Consider the following 20,039-nt stretch of genomic DNA (forward strand, 5'->3'; position numbering starts at 1 on the left):
GAGGTGCATGAATGTGCCGAGCATGATGCAATTTAGTGCTTCACTGGAGTATAGTTACCGATCCACCAGCACGTTTAACCCAGGCAAGTCAGATGGATTCCATTCACATCCACATTATGAGATTTATTATTTTCATGATGGAGAATGTACTTATATCATAGGAGACCGGGTATATAACCTGGAGCCGGGTGATCTGGTGTTAATGCATGGCTTGACTCTTCACCGACCACATCCGAAGCCAGGCAGTGCTTATGAGCGAAGCACACTGCATTTTGATCCGTCTGCCATTCGCAGCAGCCTGCATCCGGACCGTATGGCTGAGGTCTTGAGGCCATTTGAAGAACTCAGAAATTGCCGGGTCAATCTGAAGGGAGATAGTCGCTCTGAATTCGAAGCTCTATTGCATGATCTTCATCGTCTGTCTCAAAGTGAGAGCAATTTCAGGCAAGAGCGAATGAATGTCAGACTGTGTGATCTGTTGTATTTTGTAGCAGAGATCTGCCAGGGTGATGTCCAAGAACAACTTCCCTCATCGGAGAGGGAGCGACATGTCCAACACATTATTCGTTATGTGGATACCCATTATATGAAGGACATTGGTCTAGATGATCTGGCACTGGAATTACATCTGTCCAAGCCATATCTGGCTGGCATGTTTAAGGAAATGACAGGTTTGACGATATTCAAATACCTGTATGACCGCCGTATCAATCAGGCGAAGCTTTTGTTTCAGTTCCAGCCTGAGATCACCGTAACAGAAGCAAGTCGATTGTCCGGTTTCAAACGCCTTTCGCATTTTAGTCGGATGTTCAAACAAAGTGTGGGATGTTCGCCTGATCTGTACCGTACCCAATTGCATCGCCAATCATAGAAGCCTTCTGTGAGCTGACCAGCTTGTCTGGTCGGCTTTTTTTGTTGATTTTCGTTTGAGGAATGCATACCACTGTGTTTAGAGGACACGCAGAACAGGTAAAGAAAGGTAATGAACCCAGAGGAGGCGAATATGAATGAAACAGCGCACACCGGATCAGAATAACAGCGATACCCATCAGGAACAATCCCATGACAATCCTGAACAATATAAGACAGAGCACGAAAGTCTGCTTGACCGACATGAAGAAGAACAGACTGTAGATCCAATTCCGATGGAAGATCTGAATATGGAAGCTCAGGAAGAGAAGAATAAAGATCAGACAAAAAGTAACTCGTCTACGGAAGAGAAATACCGGGCGGATTATCGCAAAAAGACGGGCGAAGGATAATTCCAATTGCTGTTGTGGGCAAACTTGTTGAAATGTTTTCGGTGAATGTATATTTAGTGAAAATAAATTAGTTTGTTGACTAATGTATGTTACTATATTATAGTTACTATGTTGGCAATTGAAAAAAAATTTTGGGAGGCGAATAAGAATGACAACTTTTTTTGATGCGTTGAAAAACAGAAGATCTTATTATGGAATCAGCAAGGAATCTACAATTTCGGATGCTAAAATCCAGGAAATCGTAGAAGAAGCGGTGAAATATACACCAACTTCCTTTAACTCACAAACATCCCGTGCCGTTGTATTGCTCGGTGAACAACATGATAAATTGTGGAATCACACAGAAGAAATTTTGCGTGAAGTAGTAGGTAATGAAGAAGCCTTCAAATCCACAGCAGAAAAAATGACTGGATTCCGCAGCGGATATGGTACGGTTCTCTTCTTCGAAGATAACAATGCGATCGCACAGCTTCAACAAAACTTTGCAGCTTATGCAGATAACTTCCCAATCTGGGCTAACCAATCCAACGGCATGTTGCAACTGGTCATCTGGACTGCTCTGGAACAAGAAGGTCTGGGTGCATCTTTGCAGCACTACAACCCGTTGATTGACGAGAAAGTGAAGCAAGAATGGAACATTCCTGAGAACTGGAGATTGATCGCTCAAATGCCATTTGGTAAACCAACGGCAGCACCAGGTGAGAAAGAATTCCAACCAATTGAAGAGCGCGTAAAAGTACACAAGTAAGCTTCGCATTTCCCAACATTTAACCACATACGGCCTCGCTTCAATTTGATACGATGATAGTTGATCGTAATCCAATGAAGCGAGGCTTTTTAATGTGAACAATAGATTAAAAGACATAACGAACCAACGGATATGGAAAATTGCTTTATGCGGAATGTTAGCACTTGGATCGGTGGCTGGATACAGCAATACCATTCAAGCTGCAACCGTACAGCAACAATTTCAGGATACGCGTACGAGTTATGCGAAGGATGCCATTACACATCTGGTGGACAAAGGCATTGCTGCAGGTACGTCAGAGACTACCTTTGAACCGAAGAAGGCCGTTACTCGTGCAGAATTTGCGACGTTTGCGGTGAGATTGCTAGGTTTGAAGCCCGTTAAAAATAATATAAATCCCTATCAGGATATAAGCATGAATGCTTGGTATTACGGCAACGTTGCTGCCATGACGAATCTTTTTATTCTGGAGGGTAAGGGTCAGGGAACGTTCCAGCCTAATGCTTCCATTACACGTGAAGAAGCGGCTGCCCTTCTTGTGCGAATGTTGAAACAACAACCCGTAGAGACCGCACTCTTATCTTCAACGTATTTCGACGCAGCGGATATCTCGGACTGGGCACGTCCCTATGTGCAGACGGTATACCAGCTTGGACTGATGCGGGGAAGTGGAGGCGTGTTCCGACCGCATGACCAGGTAACGCGAGAAGAAGCAGCCGTAATGCTTGATGCCATTTTACAAAAGAAAACATGGTCTGAACAGTTACAACGTGGAGATGAACTCGGCGTTCAGTTGGGCTGGCAATATAACTCCACTACCGCTGAATTCAAGAAGCAAGTGGAACAGTCTGAAGTGAATACGCTTGTCCCACGCTGGTTTTTCCTGAACAGCAGTATGAAAGTCACGGATCACGCGGACCCGGCATTGATCTCCTGGGCATCCGCCACAGACAGGCAGTTATGGCCATTGCTTGGGAATCGTTCCGATTCGGCACTTACGCATCAGATGTTATCCAGCTCAGCCAACCGAGCAGCAGTGATCTCACAGGTAGCCGCCTATGTCAAAACCTATAAACTGGACGGCATTAATGTGGATTTCGAGAATGTTGATCCTGCGGATCGTGAAGGGCTGACGGCATTTGTGACCTCCTTGACGGCTACGTTGCACGCACTGGGTGCAGTTGTGTCTGTGGATGTATCACCAGACCTGGGTACAGATTGGACCGATGCATTTGATTATGCCAAACTGGGCGCTGTGTCGGATTATATGGTGCTGATGGGATACGAGGAACACTGGAACGGTGATCCGAAAGCAGGATCAGTGGCGTCTCTTCCATGGGTGGAAAAGGCACTGGATACCATGCTCTCCGAGGTGGTACGTGCCAAAACCATTTTGGCCCTTCCGCTATATACACGAGACTGGTCTTCAGTGAATCCAGCAACGAGTTCTTGGGACATAACACTGTCAGACCAGGGAACGCGTGCCCATGCCACGGGATCTGTAAGACGATGGGATGCAAGGTTGGTTCAATATATTATTGGGTACAACAGTAACGGTATGCCAAGATATATATGGGCAGAGGATAGTCGTTCTTTATCGGCCAAAGTGTTAATGAGTGAGCAACGGCAGATTGCCGGACTGGCTTACTGGTATATGGGCGGCGAAACAGCCGATGTATGGAACGCCATTTCAAATGCTTCGCGATTTGAATCGTATAACTTCTAAATATTCATGAATCTGATAGACTCAAGCGAACCGGGATGCTGCCGGATGGTTTGGGTCTCTTTGTTTTGGTATAAGATAAGCAATATGAGGAATCGTTTAAGCTTGGCTGAACGGTTTAATGTATATAAGGACAAAATATAGATATATTGAACTAAACATTTACACAAAACGGAGAGGACAGAACGAAGCTGAAGAAGCGAAGCGTACGCCTTTATCACCGGATTTAACCTTTGTAAAAGATATAAAAAAAATCTGGGGATAACAGCGATCGTAAGGTTGTTCTGTCATCGGAGTGACCGGTGTAAATACTTGTTAGTTCAATATATATAGTTCAGGAGGAGAAGGAGCATGCGAGAGGTTGATTGCATAATTGTTGGTGGAGGGCTCGCAGGGCTTCAGGCAGCCATTCAGCTTGGACGTTATTCAGCTCATCAGGTGTTGGTAATCGACGCGGGAGAAGGCAGATCGACGTTGTGCCGGACTTATCATAATATCCTCGGTTTCCCCGATGGGGTATCCGGTGAAGAGCTTAGAGAACGAGGCAGGATGCAGGCAGAGCGGACCGGTGTATCTTTTGAGAAAGACCGTATTGTTAAAGCAGGACGTCATGGAGAGAAGATCCAATTGTTCGGTACTTCCGGATCTGAATATAGGAGCAAAACCGTGTTATTGGCAACGGGGCTCACGGATAGAGTTCCGGACATTCCGGGACTAACCCCTACGCTGGGCCGAACAGTGTATGTCTGCCCTGATTGCGATGGTTATGAGATTCAGGATCAACGTACGGTACTATTGGGATCTGGTGAAGCAGGTGCCAATATGGCGATGATTTTAATTCAGCGTACGAATGATCTGTTATATATCAATCATGAGCAGGCTCCCATATCTGCAGAGCTGCATCGCAGCATGAAAGAGGCGGGAGTTCGTTATCTGGAAGCGGCTGTCCAGGAAGTGCAACAGATTGAGGATGGTCATATCACCGGTGTTCTGACCGAAGATGGACAGATTTTTGAGTCGGAGCGTGGATTTATCGCATTTGGAGGCAATCGTGTACACTATGAACTGGCGGAGCAGCTTGGAGCTGTAATCGCAGATAATAAACATGTAGAAGCTGATCCGCGCAGCTTGCAGGCAGCAAATAATGTATGGATAGCCGGGGATTTAGGACTGCACGCAGAACAAGCAACCGTTGCGATGGGTGAAGGTTCCATTGCCGCGATCTGGATTCATAAGGCGTTACAGCAGATGACAAAGGATTCACGTTGAATTTCACCTTCAAATATGAGGTTGATTATTTAATTGTTCATTACCAAAAAGTCCTCCCAAGCCATACATATGGCAGGAGGACTTTTTGAGCTATCTTTTGTTAGGAAGAAAAAGATTACGCTTATTTGTCTGATGAATCCTTTGACTTGGAAGAGAACGTCTTGTCCTTCGATTCATGAGAGAAATCTTTGCGAATGTTGTCCACGATATCGCCAACCACGCCTTCGATCATATCGGTTGGTCCGGGATTATTTTTGTCTGGATGGATAACAGTATTCACTCCTGGTTCAAGTTCATCGTTTGTCTTCTCATGTTTGGTTTTATCACGCATGGGAAATCCCTCCTGGTTCGATATTGTATAAGGTGTTCATTAACATATCCAAACACCGTTACGTATATGTAAACGATTAACCGCTGTAGTTCTTTTGAAACGCGTACTTGCTCATTTATAAAAGATATATACAGAATTGAACGAACTGATTAAACTTCTGCAATACGTTTATATTATAGATAACCAATGAGTATCAAAGATTAAATCTCAAAACCAATAAACAACTATTATGCAGGAGGTTATTCAAATGAATGAAGAAAATCATGTAATCCATAAAGATGGCCAAGTTTCAACTGACAAGGTGGACAATGCAATCGAGAAGATTGCGCCGGAAGAAAGAGAACAGATTCTACAGAACTTTGATGCGTTCAAAGAATACCTGGGTAAGCGAATTGCGATGGGTGAATCAATCGGACTAAGTGAGGAGCAGATGGCCAAAATTGCTGAGAAAGTTGCTGACCATTTGGCTGCTAACGAAGAACCCCGTAACCGTGAAGAAAAATTGCTTCAGGAGCTGTGGAATGTCGGCAAGGAAGATGAACGTCACATGCTGGCTCATATGCTCGTTCGTTTGGCACAAAGCTCCACACCCAATCATTAAGATTAGTAAGTTAATAACCCCTGAATGGCGATGCCTTCAGGGGTTATTGCCGTTTACGGAGACTACAGACAGAAGTGATGACGCACATTGTAACTATTTTTAATCTGGCTGATACTTTTATAATCTCCCTAACAAGTATGATAGGAAAAGAAAGAACGTTGGAATCGATAGTTCACATGAGCGTTTGAGAAGCAAGACTTCCGGTTAAGGAATAGTAACGTTCATATTAAGGAGAGATGTTACCTATGAAGAACGCGACAAAACAATGGAAACTACGAATGATCGGTGCAGTTGTTGCTTTACTTGGTATGATTGTGCTGACTACATATTTACTTACCCCTGCGAATGCTCAAGGTAGTACGGACGCTCAACAACCTTCTGCGAAAGAAGCTCAAGTTGCAAACTCCGAGATGTTTACAGCCTATGTTGAAGGTATGCACATAGAAGATGGCAAATTGTTTATGACAGTGGACAAGATTGGCTGGTATCAGGGTGAAGAAGCCGATGCGATTTTTGCACAGCGCAATCCGGAAGCAGGTATAGACGGTGCTCCAGATGGTTACTATATTGTCAACGATAGCAAAGAGCAGGAACAAGTTGAGGTTAGTGCCAATGCTGAAGTATTGATGCAGTTGTATGATCGGGATGGTACGATGCAGGGCGCAGACATTCAGTGGAATGAACCTGTAACATTATCCAAGTTCGAATCGTTGTATGAGAATACCCGTATTCTTGATCTGTCCGTATTCCCGTATCATCTGACGGTGCAGGACGGAAAAGTTACTAAAATTGTACAACAATACATCCCATAAAAATAAGATTAAATTCATCATTCAAGCATTCCTCCTGTTCATTGGAACGGTGAGGGATGCTTTTTGGTTATGACAAATTCATGAAAGCGATTGTAATTAATGGTAGGTACATGTATCATTATTGGAATGGCGTTTTTACATAGTTCAGGAGGAGCCTCATGCTTAAAGACATGATTGCATTAACTAAGCCCGGACTTCTAAGGTTAAATGTGTTTGCGGTGGCGGTAGGATTCTGGGTAGCTTCAAAATGGGATATCAACTGGTTATCTCTTCTCATGGTCGTGATAGGATCAACCTTGGTTATTGCTTCAGCTTGTGTAATCAACAATTATTGGGATCGTGAATTGGACCAAAAGATGGAGCGCACCAAAAAAAGGATGGATTACATTAACCATCTGAAGCCAGGGTTTGTACTTGGCTATGGCATTATCCTTGGTATTGTGGGACTAGCAGTACTGTATCTCCTGGTGAATCCGTTATCAGGCTGGATGGCACTGCTTGGATGGTTCGCTTACATCGTGATTTACACGATGTGGTTGAAACGCAGTTCAACGTGGAGCACGTCGCTCGGTGGTATTGCAGGAGCGATGCCGCCTGTCATCGGTTATACGGCTGTAACCAATGAGATTGATGCAGGTGCCTGGTTGCTGTTTGCACTATTATTCTTGTGGCAACCACCACACTTCTGGTCATTGGGTATTCGCCGGGTAGAGGAGTATCGTGCTGCTGGCTTCCCGTTGTTGCCAGTGGTTAAAGGGGTGAAACGCACCAAGTTTCAGATGATTCCTTATGTTTTTCTGCTGCTTCCTGCTGTATTTCTGTTGTATTATTACGACTACGTTGGTCTGGTATTTCTGATTGTATCTCTGGTCGGTGGACTGATCTGGTTCGTGCATACACTTAGCGGACTGAAGACACAGGATGATGAGAAATGGGCAAAAGTAAACTTTCTGATCTCGGTGAATTACCTTATGCTTGTATTTATTGTGATGGTAGCGAATACGGTATGGTCATAATTAGACGATGAACAGATCGTTTTCAGAGAGATTTCAGCTTATGCTATATAAATTGAACTAAACATTTACACAAAACGGAGAGGGCAGAAAAAACCTGAAGAAGCGAAAGCGTTCGCCTAAAAGCTTTCTAAAAGAAAGCTGCATCGAAAGCATACGCTTATCCCCGGATTTTCACCTTTGTTAAAATGATTCGAAAAATCCGGGGATAACAGCGATCGGAAGGTTGTTCTGTCATCGAAGTGTCCAGTGGAAATATGCTTTAGTCCATTTTTTATAACAAGCTGCATCGAATGAAAAAGCACACGATGGAATAGCGTTTGGACAACCTTGAGTTGTTACAACATATTCTCCAGTGTGCTTTTTTGGTATAATAAAACAATTGAATCATATATGTGGAAATTATAATGCAAGATGGGAAGTGACATCATGAGTGATTTGGAACAGGCCGTACGATGGAGACAAGAAGGCAAGGTGCAGGAAGCGATTGAACTTTTGCAAGAGATTACAGTCCAGGAACCAGAGAATGCGAATGTTTGGTATCAGCTGGCTTGGGCACATGATTCGCTTGGATTGGAGCGGGAAGCTGTTCCGTATTATGAGAAGGCACTGAGTCTTGGACTTTCTGGGGAGGACAGAGCAGGTGCAATACTCGGATTAGGCAGTACATATAGAACGCTTGGACAGTACGAGCAGGCGAAAGTTTGGTTTGAAAAAGGGATGAAAGAATTCCCGGCGTACCGGGAATTTGAAGTTTTCTATGCCATGGTGCTCTATAATCTGGGTGAACATGCAGAAGCGATGCAAAGACTGCTCGTACAACTTGCGGACACATCAAGTGACAAGAGAATCAATGACTATAACAGAGCAATCCGTTACTACGCAGATCAGCTCGATCGGGTGTGGGAATAGACAATAGACCGATTATGCAGAAAAGGGGAGATGGATAATGAACTCCAATCAAGATCTGAGACAGGTAAATGAAAGGTTAGATCAAATTGAGCAGAAGCTGGATAGCCTGGGACGCAACCAGCAGAACAAACGCTCACCTGGCAAGCGCTTCCTGATCGGTTTGGGTATCACAATTGCGGTTATATTTGTACTGCTGCTGACTCTTGGTGTTATCCAATTTGTGAGTAACGGATAGGAGGAATGGATCATACCGACAAAGGTAGTGATTCTCCGAATTTACTTACATAGCCTGGCTGAGCCACTGTTTCACCTCTTCAATGAAACGCCGCGTAGCTGGCGATAGATTAACCAAAGACGGGCAGGCCATGCCAATAGTGCGATAAGGATCTCCAGTGAGTGGTACGAGCGCGAGCGAATCAGTATGATTTTGAAGTACCATTTCCGGCAACAAGCTGATACCCAGACCATTACGGACCATCGCCATGATGGCTTGATCTTCTGCGACTTCATAGACGACATTGAGCTTGGCTGCATGCTGCCGGATCAGCCGTTCAATCTCGTTGTCTCCGCCCCATTTAGGCAGAATAAAGGGTTGCTCCAGCAGAATATCAAACGAAACAGATTCCTCTGAGGCAAGAGGATGGTCCAGAGGCAGGATGCACATCATCCTGTCTTTTTGCAATGGGATCGTCTCAAAAGGTGATGAATCGCCGAGGGACAGAAATCCGAGATCGATGGCACCTCCAGCCAGCCAGCCCTCAATCTCAGCATAATCGCCCTCCCACAGCTTGATCTCAATTCCTGGATGACGCAGGCGAAATTGTTTCAGGATGCCTGGCAACCATTGTGTGGAGACACTGGCGAAGGTGCCAATACGCACCGTACCAATCTCCGCGCCGCGAATGAGGGAGATTTCCTGGTTCATCAGTTCCGTCCAGCGCAGAATCTCACGTGTGTATCCCAGAATACGTTCGCCTTCAGTGGTAACCCGCACCCCGGAGCGGCCGCGATGGAGCAGGGAAAAACCACATTCTGTCTCCAGACTGGCGATGGCATGGCTGACGGCGGATTGGGTGATGTTTAATGCTTCTGCTGCTTTGGTGAGACTGCCATATTCCACAACGGTATTCAATATTTCGTATTTGATCAGTGACATGAACGGTTCCGTTCCTTCCCTCATTTAATGTATGAGTTTATTTCATATAATACATTATAAATATTCATTTTAATAATGCATAGAGATCGTTTATACTTGCCAAGGCGAGTTAGTTTGACGCACGATCACACAGCTCAGAATACATAGAATGAAGGTTGAAGCAAGATGAATGGTGTACATGTTAATCAAGGTCAGGCAACAAGAAGAGCGGACATACAGATGCTGCTCGCAACGGTTATATGGGGATCATCCTACCTGTTTATGAAATCGGGCCTGGAGTCCATGCAAGAATTGAATCTGGTCGCATTTCGTTTTGGAATTGCCTTTATTGCCGCAGGACTTCTTTTTCATCGGCGGTTGTTTAACATGGATCGCAGAACACTTTTGGCAGGAGCTATTATGGGGACAGCTTTATTCGCTGCATTTGTATTCATCACCTATGGTGTGCAACGAACAACGACATCCCAAGCGGGATTCTTGATAAGTTTGGCAGTTATTTTTGTACCGATCCTGACGACCATCCAGCATCGTCGTATGCCGGACAAACGATTGACGCTCAGTATCCTGGTTGCAGTTACCGGGCTTGGCTTGCTGACGCTTCAGCATCAGCTTAGTCTGCACACGGGGGATATTCTCTGCATACTAGCAGCACTTGTGTATGCCATCTATATAATGATTGCTGGCAAGTTCACACCGAAACATGATCCATTAACATTGGGGACAGTTCAATTGGGTGTTGCAGCGATGTGGGGAATTGCAGCTACATTTATGCTGGAAACGCCACGTATGCCCGATACGGCTGAATCCTGGGCAGCGATTCTCGGCTTAGGTGTTTTGTGTAGCGGCTTGGGGTATATTCTGCAGACACTCGCGCAGCGTCATGCCTCTCCTACAAGAACAAGTCTGATTTTTTCACTCGAACCACTGTTTGCAGCAGCATTTGCATTTACCTTTCAAGGGGAATCGCTAACGTTGCAAGGATATGCAGGAGCAGCTTTGATGTTGGTCGGTGTTCTGATCACAGAGATCAAACTTCCACAGCCTATCTTCTGGCGCAGAAAACGCCCGGTTTTACAGTCGGAACTTGGGGATCAGGGAGCACCAGGCGTATAATTGGCGGACAAAGGGTCCTTTCGTCATCTTCTATGGAAGGTGGGGAGAGGGCCTTTTTTGGTTATGTCATACACCTTGTGTAACAGATAAACAACTACCTAACAAAAACAGAATAACATAACCTTGTTTTGTTGAATTTTGTTTTTTATGCTACACTGAATGGAAAATTAGGAAAAACGGGTGAGTAGGATGGCCAAAAGAGTAACGATGCAGCAAATTGCGGATGCTGCGGGGGTGTCCAAATTCGCAGTCTCCCGTGCGCTGACAGGCAAGCCTGGTGTGAGTGAGCATACACGCGAGATGATTGTCAGAACGGCGGGGCAGCTTGGGTATTTCAGAACTGAGCCTAAGCGTTATCCGGGGGAGACACAGATATCAGCGGAGATGAAGCCAGAAGCGGAGCGACAAGGTACGATATTAATTTTGTTTCCCAACATTCGTTCTCAGAATCGAGCTTCCTTATACTGGGGGCCTGTGTTTGATGGCATTTCTAAGAGGTTGAATGAGAAGGGGATGGATATTTTAACGCTGACAGAACCCTCTTCAGATCGGATGTTCTCGGTCCTTAATCCCGGAGCAATCAGCGGAGTTATTACCGTGGGCACCATCTCGACATCGGTATTGCTGGAGATTTACAGACTGCGTATTCCGCTTGTCATGGTGGACCATGAAGACCCTGCCATATACGCAGACTCGGTTTTTACGGACAATATGAAATGTATGAAAGAACTGGTTCTCATGCTCATTGGAAAAGGGTATAGAAGGTTCCAGTTTGCCGGGCAACTGCCCGATGCAGCAAGTTTTAGAGAACGCTGGCTTGGATATCGTACGGTGCTGGAAGAGAAGCAGTTGGAGGGGGAACAGCAAGAAGGCTTGCTGGGACCAGAGTATGATCAGATTCGGAGATCCGTTGCTGAAATGGAGCTGGAGGATATCCCTGAAGTTATCGTGTGCGCAAATGACCATACAGCTGTCATTGTCATTCAGGCACTCCAAAGTCGAGGCATTAAGGTGCCTGAACGCTGTGCCGTAACCGGATTTGACAATACCCAGACGGATGAACCCATTCTTGCTTCGGTACATATTAACAAAGAGAATCTGGGAACAAGAGCAGTAGATCAGCTATTGTGGCGGATCAAACACCTGGATGAACCTTATGAACGCAAGCTGATCTATTCGGAATTAATTATTCGTGATGAATATAACGCCAGTATACAGTAATGGGATATGAACTTATGGGCTCAATTTAACAATGATCATTAGGGTAAATGAAATTAGGTGAAAGACATGGAGAGGTTAGAGCTTCATGTCTTTTTGGTATGCAGAGATTGTTTAACAAATTAAATTACAAAACAGATTGACTATAAGAAGCATATCGTGTTAATTTTGTTTTGTAAGTTATTTGTTTTTATAATAACAAAACCTAACAAAATAATGTTTACCAACTCTAACAACAATGGAGGCTGTCATGAGCACAATACAATCACATGTTTTTCAGAATTGGACGTTCAAGGCTTGCGAAGATCAAGAGTGGATGCCGGCTCAGGTGCCCGGCTGTGTGCATACAGATTTGCTGAAGCTGGGCAAGATCCCAGATCCTTTTTATGGAACAAACGAGAAGGAAGTACAATGGATTGATAAGATAGATTGGGAATATCAGACGGAATTTGACGTTGCCGAAGGGTTGTTCTCGCAGGAACATCTGGAACTGGTGTTTGATGGTCTGGATACATATGCGGATGTGTATGTGAATGATGTGCATGTGTTATCAGCAGATAATATGTTCCGGGTATGGAAGGCGGATGTGAAGGCAGTATTAAAAGGGAAAGGCAACATTCTCCGAATACGTTTTCGGTCACCGATTCAGGAAGATCTGCCTAAGCTGGAGAAGCTCGGATATGCATTACCTGCATCGAATGATCAGTCCGATGTTGGCGGACTTGGCGATAAAAGAGTAAGTATTTTTGCACGTAAAGCCCCGTATCACTATGGTTGGGACTGGGGTCCGCGTTTTGTAACCAGTGGGATCTGGCGTGAAGCACGTCTTGAAGGTTGGACACAGGTACGAATCAATGATGTGTATATCCAGCAAAATGAAGTAAGCGCTACCTCAGCTTCATTAACTGCTGTTGTGGAAGTCGAGACATCCCAAGCGGTAGATACGATTATTCGTATCGGCGCAGATGGACAGAGATGGGAAAGATCCGTATCGCTACAACCAGGAACTCAGACTGTGGAGATTCAAGTCTCCATTGATGAACCAAAACTGTGGTGGAGCCGTGGGCTTGGTGATCCGCATATGTACACCTTCCTTACCGAAGTGCTTCAAGGTGAACGAGCTGTGGCTGAAACTACAGTGAAGACTGGGCTTCGTTCCATTCGCTTGGTACGTGACAAAGATGAAGCAGGAGCATCCTTTTATTTTGAACTAAACGGTGTTGCGGTCTTTGCCAAAGGGGCCAATCACATTCCAAATGATAGCTTCATCACTGAAATTACTCATGAACGTTATCGTCATGAGATCGTATCCGCAGCCGAGTCTAATATGAATATGCTGCGCGTGTGGGGTGGCGGAATCTATGAGCAGGATGTGTTCTACGAACTATGTGATGAATATGGAATCCTGGTATGGCAAGACTTCATGTTTGCTTGCAGCATGTATCCAGGAGATGAAGCGTTCCTGAACAGTGTAAGACATGAAGCCATTGATAATGTGAAACGTCTGCGCAACCATCCAAGTATTGCACTCTGGTGTGGGAACAACGAGATTGATTCGGCGTGGGCGCACTATGTTGAGAATGGTGGCTGGGGTTGGAAAAAGGAATTTACTGCCGAGCAGCGTGAAAGCATCTGGGCCGATTACGAAGCCATCTTCCATGATCTGCTGCCAGAAGTGGTTGAAGCGTATGCTCCAGGTGTGGATTACTGGCCTTCCTCACCACTGGTATCCCTGACAGGGGATGAGACGCAACATGCGCACCCATCCACAGCCGAAGGGGATATCCACTACTGGGGCGTGTGGCACAATGTAGAACCATTCGAGAACTACAACGTGCATGTGGGTCGTTTCATGAGTGAATACGGATTCCAGTCTTTCCCGGAGTACAAGTCAGTACGCACTTACGCAGAAGAAGAGGATCTGGCTCTGGAATCGGAAGTCATGCTGGCTCATCAAAAGAATGGGGCAGGCAATCGTCTGATCAAACAGTACATGGATATGTACATGCATGAATCGAAGGACTTCCCATCGTTCCTGTATATGAGCCAGGTGCTTCAGGCGGAAGCGATGAAGACGGCCATTGAAGCGCACCGTCGCCGCAAACCATTCTGCATGGGCACACTTTACTGGCAAATGAATGATTGCTGGCCGGTGGCTTCATGGGCAGGTATGGACTACCTTGGTCGTTGGAAAGCATTGCAATATTATGCGAAACGCAGCTTCAGCGATGTGTTGGTATCGGTAGATGGAACAAAAGAAGATACAACAGATATATATATCATCTCGGATCAATTACAACCTGTAAAAGGGCAGTTACAGATTCGTTTGCTCGGGTTCGATGGAGCGGTGTATCGTGATGAAACACATGACGTGACCCTGGCACCTAATACAGGTGAACGAGTGCTGTCATTACGTAACGCGGAGTGGCTTGAAGGTCATGATACAGCTAACACGCTGCTGCGCCTGGATCTGAAACAGGAAGGTGCGGCGAATATCGTACAGGAACACTATTTTGTACCGTCCAAAGACCTTGCTCTGCAGCCTGCAAACATCAATGTAAGCGGGGGAGCGGATGAGAACGGCGTTCATCTGGTACTGGAAAGTGACGTGCTTGCTAAACAGGTATGGCTATCTTCGGATGTGGAGGGTGTCTTCTCGGATAACTTCTTCGACTTGATTCCTGGCATTCCGGTGAAGGTGCAGTTCACTTCCAGAGAGGGATTGCAGTCTAATGATGTGATATCAAATCCGGGACCGATCGAGGTTCGATCCATGATTGATTTTATTCGTTTGACCTAGAAGACACGGTTGGAGTCTCTCGTAAGAGAGATTTCAACCGTTTTTTTTATTGAGACCTGACCTCATTTATATATCGTAATGGTTTCGTAATACTTCGCTTAGAGAATCGTAAGCAATCTTGCTTATTGTAATCCATGTAAGTAATAAACGAATGGAGAGTGATAAGAATGATGAAAACAAATAAGAGCAAAAAAGCGATGGTAGCAGCGGTATTGATGATGTCTATGGCCTTTTCTGGATTGGCAAGTGCTGCAGATATGAAAACAATTAAAAAGGATGGCATGGAGCTTGTTCAATTGAGACAGGCAGCCAAAATGTATGATTACAGCATTATGTGGGACAGCAAGGACAGATCTGTAACTTTGATGTATATGGGCAAAATGGACGACAAGATGATGAAAGACGACAACATGATGGAAGATAGCATGAAGATGAAAGATGACAAAATGATGGAAGATGACATGATGATGAAAGACGATAAGATGATGAAAGACGACATGATGATGGAAGAAACGATGATGCCTGCGAGGAAAACGATTAAGTTGTGGATTGGATCGAAAAAAATCATGGTAGACGGTATGCAAGTTAACTTGAAATCGATGCCTGTCATCCATGAAGGGAATTCTTATGCGGCTGAGTCTGTAATTAAACAGTACATGATGCCAGCCATGGGAATGAAGTAATTTAAGGGCTAAGCATCGCCATCACCATATGATATGATTGGCTCAAATGTATTTTCTGGAATATGGGGTGGGTTTGTTTGAATGAATGTGTACTGGTTGCTGATGATGATACAAATATTACCGACGTTTGTCGCAGGTATCTGGAACGGGAAGGTTATCTCGTCGTGACGGCCAAGGATGGTCTGGAGGCTATAGAGCTGTGGCACAGCCAAACGCCAAGCTTGATCGTGCTCGACCTGATGATGCCGCATAAGAATGGCTGGGAAGTTTGCAACGAGATTCGGCAAACTGAGGATGTGCCCATTGTAATGCTGACGGCCCGGGGTGAGGAACAGGATCGTCTGATGGGACTGACGATGGGGGCGGATGATTATCTGACCAAACCTTTTAGTCCGAGAGAACTTGTCTTACGTGTAAAGGCAATCCTGCGGAGAATGCGAATTGCGCAGGCATCACCTGTTACAACATCTGAATATACGATCAATTATGAAGGGCTTACCATTGATTTTACCAAGCGGGAAGTGCACATCAGCGGGCAGGCCATTGAATTGACAGTTACAGAGTTTGAGATGTTGTATTTGCTGGCAAGTCACCCGGGTCAGGTGTTCTCCCGTAACCAGATGTTAAGCAAGATTTGGGATTTTAGCTATGAGGGAGATACAACAACGGTGACTGTACATGTTCGGAGATTACGAGAGAAGATCGAACAGAACCCTTCTGATCCAAAATATATTAAAACAGTTTGGGGTATAGGCTACAAGTTTGCGGGTGGCAGTTCATGAAACTTCGCACATACTTGGTGTTGTCCAGTCTCACAGGCATTGGCGTATTATTAATTTGTTTGTTCATCAGTTATTCCAAAATGCTGCTTACGATCGAACAATTGTATTGGTTATCGGCTATAACGGCAGGGGTAGGCTTACTTTCGTTTATTCTTCAATATCTGCTGACTAAGCCATTAGAGAAATCAATTGCGCGAATTACACAGCAGACGATACGAATTGCCGAAGGGGATTTCCATACGGAAGTCCCTCTCATCGGTACGCAGGAATTTAAGCTCCTGGCACAGCAATTTAATGAAATGAGTTCCAAGCTGAAGGAAAGCTTTGATCATCTGCATCACTCAGAAACCGCGAGACGAGAGTTGATCGCCAATGTTTCCCATGATTTACGGACTCCCTTGGCATCCATTCAGTCATTCGTCGAAGCGTTGGAGGATGATGTCATTCAGGATAAAGAAACCTTTCAACGTTACCTGAACACGATACGACTTGAGACGAAGCGTTTGGGAGGGCTTATTCAAGATTTGTTCGAATTATCCAGCCTGGAAGCGCAAGGGGAGGTATTTGACCCTCAGCCTTGTCACGTCGATGAGTTGCTGCTCAGTACGTTGGAGAGTTTTTCGTTTCATCTCGCCGAGAAAACGCTGAACGTTGAAATCGATTTGCCCGATAAATTACCAGCCGCGGTCATGATGCCTGCACAAATGAAGCGGGTCCTTTCCAATTTGCTGCAAAATGCCATTCAATACTCTCCTGTTGATGGAAAAATCATTCTGGCTGCCGAAGAAAAGGGGCCGTTTATACAAATTTCAGTTACGGATGAAGGGGAAGGCATTGAAGCGGAGGAAACTTCGCGTATATTTGAACGTTTTTATCGAATTGACAAATCACGTAGCAAGAGCAATGGGGGGGGCGGGCTTGGCCTTGCCATCGCTCAATCGATTGTGGAACTCCATGGTGGCGAGATCGGGGTTCAGAGTACAAAAGGAGAAGGAAGCTGCTTCTGGTTCACGCTTCCAATCTACGTCAGTCGTTAACCTTGGTTAATCAAACGTAGTATTTATTCAGGTGGTGAATGACTTGACCAGTGATTTAGTATTCCTTTTCGGCGTTTTTGGTGCAGGATTGTTATCGTTTTTTGCGCCATGTATTCTGCCGCTGATCCCGGTATACGTGTCTTATCTGTCCGGAAGCATGGTCAACGGTACGAATCAGCAGCAGTCCGACAACAATTCGGTTCAGTTGCGGTCCACACTTGTTTTGCGGACATTTTTATTTGTTCTTGGGCTGTCCCTGGTATTTGTATTACTCGGTTTTGGTTCCGGCATCGTTGGGAATATGATCTCAAGTCCTGTGTTTATTGCCATCTGCGGAGCCATCGTGGTGCTTTTCGGGATTTATCAAACCGGGTTGATTCGACTATCCTGGCTGGAACGGGAGAGAAAGTTGTCAAGCGATCATGCCAGACGGGGAGGGTATGTCGGAGCGTTCCTGCTGGGTCTGACGTTTAGTTTCGGCTGGACGCCTTGTATTGGGTCCGTGCTGGCGGCCATTCTTGGTATCGCCGCAGGTGAAGGCTCTCCACTCTATGGTGGGTTTCTCATGTTCCTGTATACCCTTGGGTTAGCGATTCCTTTCCTGATTCTGTCCATTTTTTCGGAATATGTTATGAAGCGGATACGTCGTTTATACAGGTACATGGGTGTTATCAAAATAACTTCCGGCTGTATTCTTATTGTCATGGGACTATTGTTAATGACAGACCGACTAAACAGCTTGGTGACCTGGTTTCAATAATCATTGGAGGAATTCGGTATGAAGATTGCACGGAGATGGGTGGTATCTGTAATCGTATTTGCTGGAGTCCTGTTGATCTTGAGCGGATGTGGATCACAGCAAACTGAATCAAAACAAACGGGGTCATCATCAGCCCCAGCATCAACATCCGATATGAGTTCGTCAACCATGATGAACAAGGGAGAGACGGCTCCTGAATTTTCATTGCTTGATCTGAAAGGAAACACGGTTGGACTTTCTGATGTTCAAGGCAAGAAAGTGTATGTGAAATACTGGGCTTCCTGGTGTTCCATCTGTCTTGCGGGTTTGGAAGACCTGAACAATCTGGCGGGTCAAAACAATGATTTTCAAGTCATTACGATTGTGACGCCAGACTACAAAGGAGAGAAATCCTCCCAAGCGTTTACCGAATGGTTTGACCAACAGCCATATGATAACATAACTGTTCTTTTGGATGAGAAAGGTGTATGGGCCAAGGAATTTGGTGTAAGAGCGTATCCTAGTTCTTTTTATATTGGCTCTGATGGTATTTTAACGAAATCGCAGCCAGGGCATGCATCCAATGAACAGATCATGGAATCATTACAAGAGATTTTGTGAGAAGGGAGGAAGTGTCATGAAAAGGACGCTGCTCGGCTTGTGCCTCCTTGTTATAGCGATAGTTGTGTCTGCTTGTGGAAACAGGGTTGAGAGCCATTCAGCTTCATCTTCGATATCCACTCAACCTGTCAAGGCATCGAGTGTCTCCGAGGAAAACCTGAGTAACCTGTACTTGGCAGGAGGCTGTTTCTGGGGTGTGGAGGCATATATGGCTCGTATTCCGGGGGTCCAGGATGTGACTTCCGGTTATGCCAACGGTGAAGGAGAGAATCCAACCTATGAGGAGGTTATTCGCGGGGACCAGGGGTTTGCGGAGACCGTTCATGTAAAATATGATCCGCAGCAAGTATCTTTGAAGAAATTGCTTGAATCTTATTTTCGAGTTATTGATCCTACCAGCTTGAATAAGCAGGGCAATGATCGTGGCATTCAGTATCGGACAGGAATATATTATACGTTGCCTGAAGATGCCAAAATCATTGAGCAAGCTGTAGAGGCAGAGCAAGAAAAATATGACCAACCCATCGTAACGGAAGTAATGCCTCTGCAGAATTATTATTTGGCGGAGGAGTACCATCAGGATTATTTGGAAAAAAATCCGAACGGATATTGTCACATTGATATGACTGTCCTGGATGACCTGGAGATTGGAATTGATCCCGCTCAATATCCACGTCCAACAGATGAACAATTAAAGGAACGATTAACAGACGAACAGTATGCGGTTGCGGTAAACAATGATACGGAGCATGCGTTCAGTAACGAATATTGGGATAATGAGGAGCCCGGTCTGTATGTGGATATTGCAACGGGAGAGCCGTTATTCACCAGCCGGGATAAGTATGATTCCGGTTGCGGGTGGCCGAGTTTTACAAAACCGATTGTACCTGAGGTTGTTACCTATACAACGGATACGAGCTTTGGTATGGATCGCACGGAGGTACGAAGCCGGGCAGGTGACATCCACCTCGGTCATGTGTTCGATGATGGTCCCGAAGATCGCGGCGGCAAACGTTACTGTATTAACAGTGCATCGATCCGGTTTATTCCGTTAGACAAGATGGAGGAAGAAAGATACGGGTATTTACTGTCATTTATCGAGTAGAGAAGGGCAGCTGACTTTATCAAAACATAGTAAGGCCATAATTTTAGAACGGTTGAGATCTCTCTATAAGGGATTTCGACCGTTTTTTATTTCGCGGCATCTAACAAAAATGGA

The 20,039-nt window shown here is 45.2% G+C and carries 21 protein-coding genes; 19 read left to right on the forward strand and 2 right to left on the reverse strand.

Annotated elements, in window-relative coordinates:
• The first annotated feature begins 7 nt into the window (after positions 1-7).
• The 5 genes from QNO02_RS12080 (at position 8) to QNO02_RS12100 (ending at position 5,002) form a co-directional block, all read left to right on the forward strand.
• Positions 8-871, forward strand: a complete 864-nt coding sequence (locus QNO02_RS12080) for an AraC family transcriptional regulator (RefSeq protein WP_289392160.1) — start codon at positions 8-10, stop codon at positions 869-871.
• Between the two features lie 136 nt (positions 872-1,007).
• Complete coding sequence (locus QNO02_RS12085; RefSeq protein WP_133384427.1) at positions 1,008-1,262, forward strand: YczO family protein; 255 nt, start codon at positions 1,008-1,010, stop codon at positions 1,260-1,262.
• Between the two features lie 148 nt (positions 1,263-1,410).
• The gene (locus QNO02_RS12090) at positions 1,411-2,010 is read left to right on the forward strand and encodes a nitroreductase family protein (protein ID WP_036670536.1); all 600 of its coding nucleotides are present in this window, start codon (positions 1,411-1,413) and stop codon (positions 2,008-2,010) included.
• A gap of 94 nt (positions 2,011-2,104) precedes the next feature.
• On the forward strand, positions 2,105-3,736 hold the full coding sequence (locus QNO02_RS12095; protein ID WP_289392161.1) for an S-layer homology domain-containing protein: 1,632 nt from the start codon (positions 2,105-2,107) through the stop codon (positions 3,734-3,736).
• Between the two features lie 348 nt (positions 3,737-4,084).
• Positions 4,085-5,002 (forward strand): NAD(P)/FAD-dependent oxidoreductase, encoded by a 918-nt coding sequence (locus QNO02_RS12100; RefSeq protein ID WP_289392162.1) that lies wholly within the window; start codon positions 4,085-4,087, stop codon positions 5,000-5,002.
• A gap of 121 nt (positions 5,003-5,123) precedes the next feature.
• Here the strand turns inward: QNO02_RS12100 and QNO02_RS12105 are convergent, their stop codons facing one another.
• Positions 5,124-5,333: a hypothetical protein gene (locus tag QNO02_RS12105; protein ID WP_249910984.1), complete on the reverse strand. Its 210-nt coding sequence runs from the start codon at positions 5,331-5,333 to the stop codon at positions 5,124-5,126.
• Positions 5,334-5,580: 247 nt separating this feature from the next.
• On the opposite strand from QNO02_RS12105, the gene QNO02_RS12110 reads away from it, so the two are divergent.
• The 5 genes from QNO02_RS12110 (at position 5,581) to QNO02_RS12130 (ending at position 8,906) form a co-directional block, all read left to right on the forward strand.
• Positions 5,581-5,934, forward strand: coding sequence for a DUF3243 domain-containing protein (locus tag QNO02_RS12110; RefSeq protein ID WP_091031537.1), 354 nt, complete (start codon positions 5,581-5,583; stop codon positions 5,932-5,934).
• Between the two features lie 245 nt (positions 5,935-6,179).
• Positions 6,180-6,746 carry a hypothetical protein gene (locus tag QNO02_RS12115; protein WP_091031535.1) on the forward strand — a complete coding sequence of 189 codons (567 nt, stop codon included), beginning with the start codon at positions 6,180-6,182 and terminating at the stop codon, positions 6,744-6,746.
• A 158-nt stretch (positions 6,747-6,904) separates the two neighbouring features.
• On the forward strand, positions 6,905-7,762 hold the full coding sequence (gene cyoE / locus QNO02_RS12120) for a heme o synthase (RefSeq protein ID WP_091031533.1): 858 nt from the start codon (positions 6,905-6,907) through the stop codon (positions 7,760-7,762).
• 426 nt (positions 7,763-8,188) lie between these two features.
• Positions 8,189-8,671 carry a tetratricopeptide repeat protein gene (locus tag QNO02_RS12125; protein WP_091031530.1) on the forward strand — a complete coding sequence of 161 codons (483 nt, stop codon included), beginning with the start codon at positions 8,189-8,191 and terminating at the stop codon, positions 8,669-8,671.
• A 37-nt stretch (positions 8,672-8,708) separates the two neighbouring features.
• Positions 8,709-8,906, forward strand: coding sequence for a hypothetical protein (locus tag QNO02_RS12130; protein ID WP_249910983.1), 198 nt, complete (start codon positions 8,709-8,711; stop codon positions 8,904-8,906).
• A gap of 45 nt (positions 8,907-8,951) precedes the next feature.
• Here QNO02_RS12130 and QNO02_RS12135 read toward each other — a convergent pair whose 3' ends face one another.
• On the reverse strand, positions 8,952-9,827 hold the full coding sequence (locus QNO02_RS12135; protein WP_249910982.1) for a LysR family transcriptional regulator: 876 nt from the start codon (positions 9,825-9,827) through the stop codon (positions 8,952-8,954).
• Positions 9,828-9,992: 165 nt separating this feature from the next.
• On the opposite strand from QNO02_RS12135, the gene QNO02_RS12140 reads away from it, so the two are divergent.
• The 9 genes from QNO02_RS12140 (at position 9,993) to msrB (ending at position 19,925) form a co-directional block, all read left to right on the forward strand.
• Positions 9,993-10,940, forward strand: a complete 948-nt coding sequence (locus tag QNO02_RS12140) for a DMT family transporter (protein ID WP_289392163.1) — start codon at positions 9,993-9,995, stop codon at positions 10,938-10,940.
• Positions 10,941-11,129: 189 nt separating this feature from the next.
• Positions 11,130-12,161, forward strand: a complete 1,032-nt coding sequence (locus QNO02_RS12145; protein ID WP_249910980.1) for a LacI family DNA-binding transcriptional regulator — start codon at positions 11,130-11,132, stop codon at positions 12,159-12,161.
• Between the two features lie 247 nt (positions 12,162-12,408).
• Entirely contained in the window at positions 12,409-14,958 is a 2,550-nt protein-coding gene (locus QNO02_RS12150) for a beta-mannosidase (protein ID WP_249910979.1), read from the forward strand.
• 167 nt (positions 14,959-15,125) lie between these two features.
• Positions 15,126-15,641, forward strand: coding sequence for a hypothetical protein (locus QNO02_RS12155; RefSeq protein WP_249910978.1), 516 nt, complete (start codon positions 15,126-15,128; stop codon positions 15,639-15,641).
• A gap of 77 nt (positions 15,642-15,718) precedes the next feature.
• The gene (locus tag QNO02_RS12160; RefSeq protein WP_017688950.1) at positions 15,719-16,423 is read left to right on the forward strand and encodes a response regulator transcription factor; all 705 of its coding nucleotides are present in this window, start codon (positions 15,719-15,721) and stop codon (positions 16,421-16,423) included.
• Entirely contained in the window at positions 16,420-17,460 is a 1,041-nt protein-coding gene (locus tag QNO02_RS12165; RefSeq protein ID WP_249910977.1) for a sensor histidine kinase, read from the forward strand. The genes QNO02_RS12160 and QNO02_RS12165 overlap by 4 nt, the downstream gene beginning before the upstream one ends.
• Before the next feature lie 34 nt (positions 17,461-17,494).
• Complete coding sequence (locus tag QNO02_RS12170) at positions 17,495-18,220, forward strand: cytochrome c biogenesis CcdA family protein (protein ID WP_289392760.1); 726 nt, start codon at positions 17,495-17,497, stop codon at positions 18,218-18,220.
• An 18-nt stretch (positions 18,221-18,238) separates the two neighbouring features.
• Positions 18,239-18,820 (forward strand): redoxin family protein, encoded by a 582-nt coding sequence (locus tag QNO02_RS12175; protein WP_091031508.1) that lies wholly within the window; start codon positions 18,239-18,241, stop codon positions 18,818-18,820.
• 16 nt (positions 18,821-18,836) lie between these two features.
• Positions 18,837-19,925 carry a peptide-methionine (R)-S-oxide reductase MsrB gene (msrB, locus tag QNO02_RS12180; RefSeq protein WP_249910975.1) on the forward strand — a complete coding sequence of 363 codons (1,089 nt, stop codon included), beginning with the start codon at positions 18,837-18,839 and terminating at the stop codon, positions 19,923-19,925.
• Positions 19,926-20,039: the final 114 nt, after the last annotated feature.

The sequence above is a fragment of the Paenibacillus sp. PK1-4R genome (genome assembly GCF_030369595.1).
Classification (GTDB): Bacteria; Bacillota; Bacilli; order Paenibacillales; family Paenibacillaceae; genus Paenibacillus.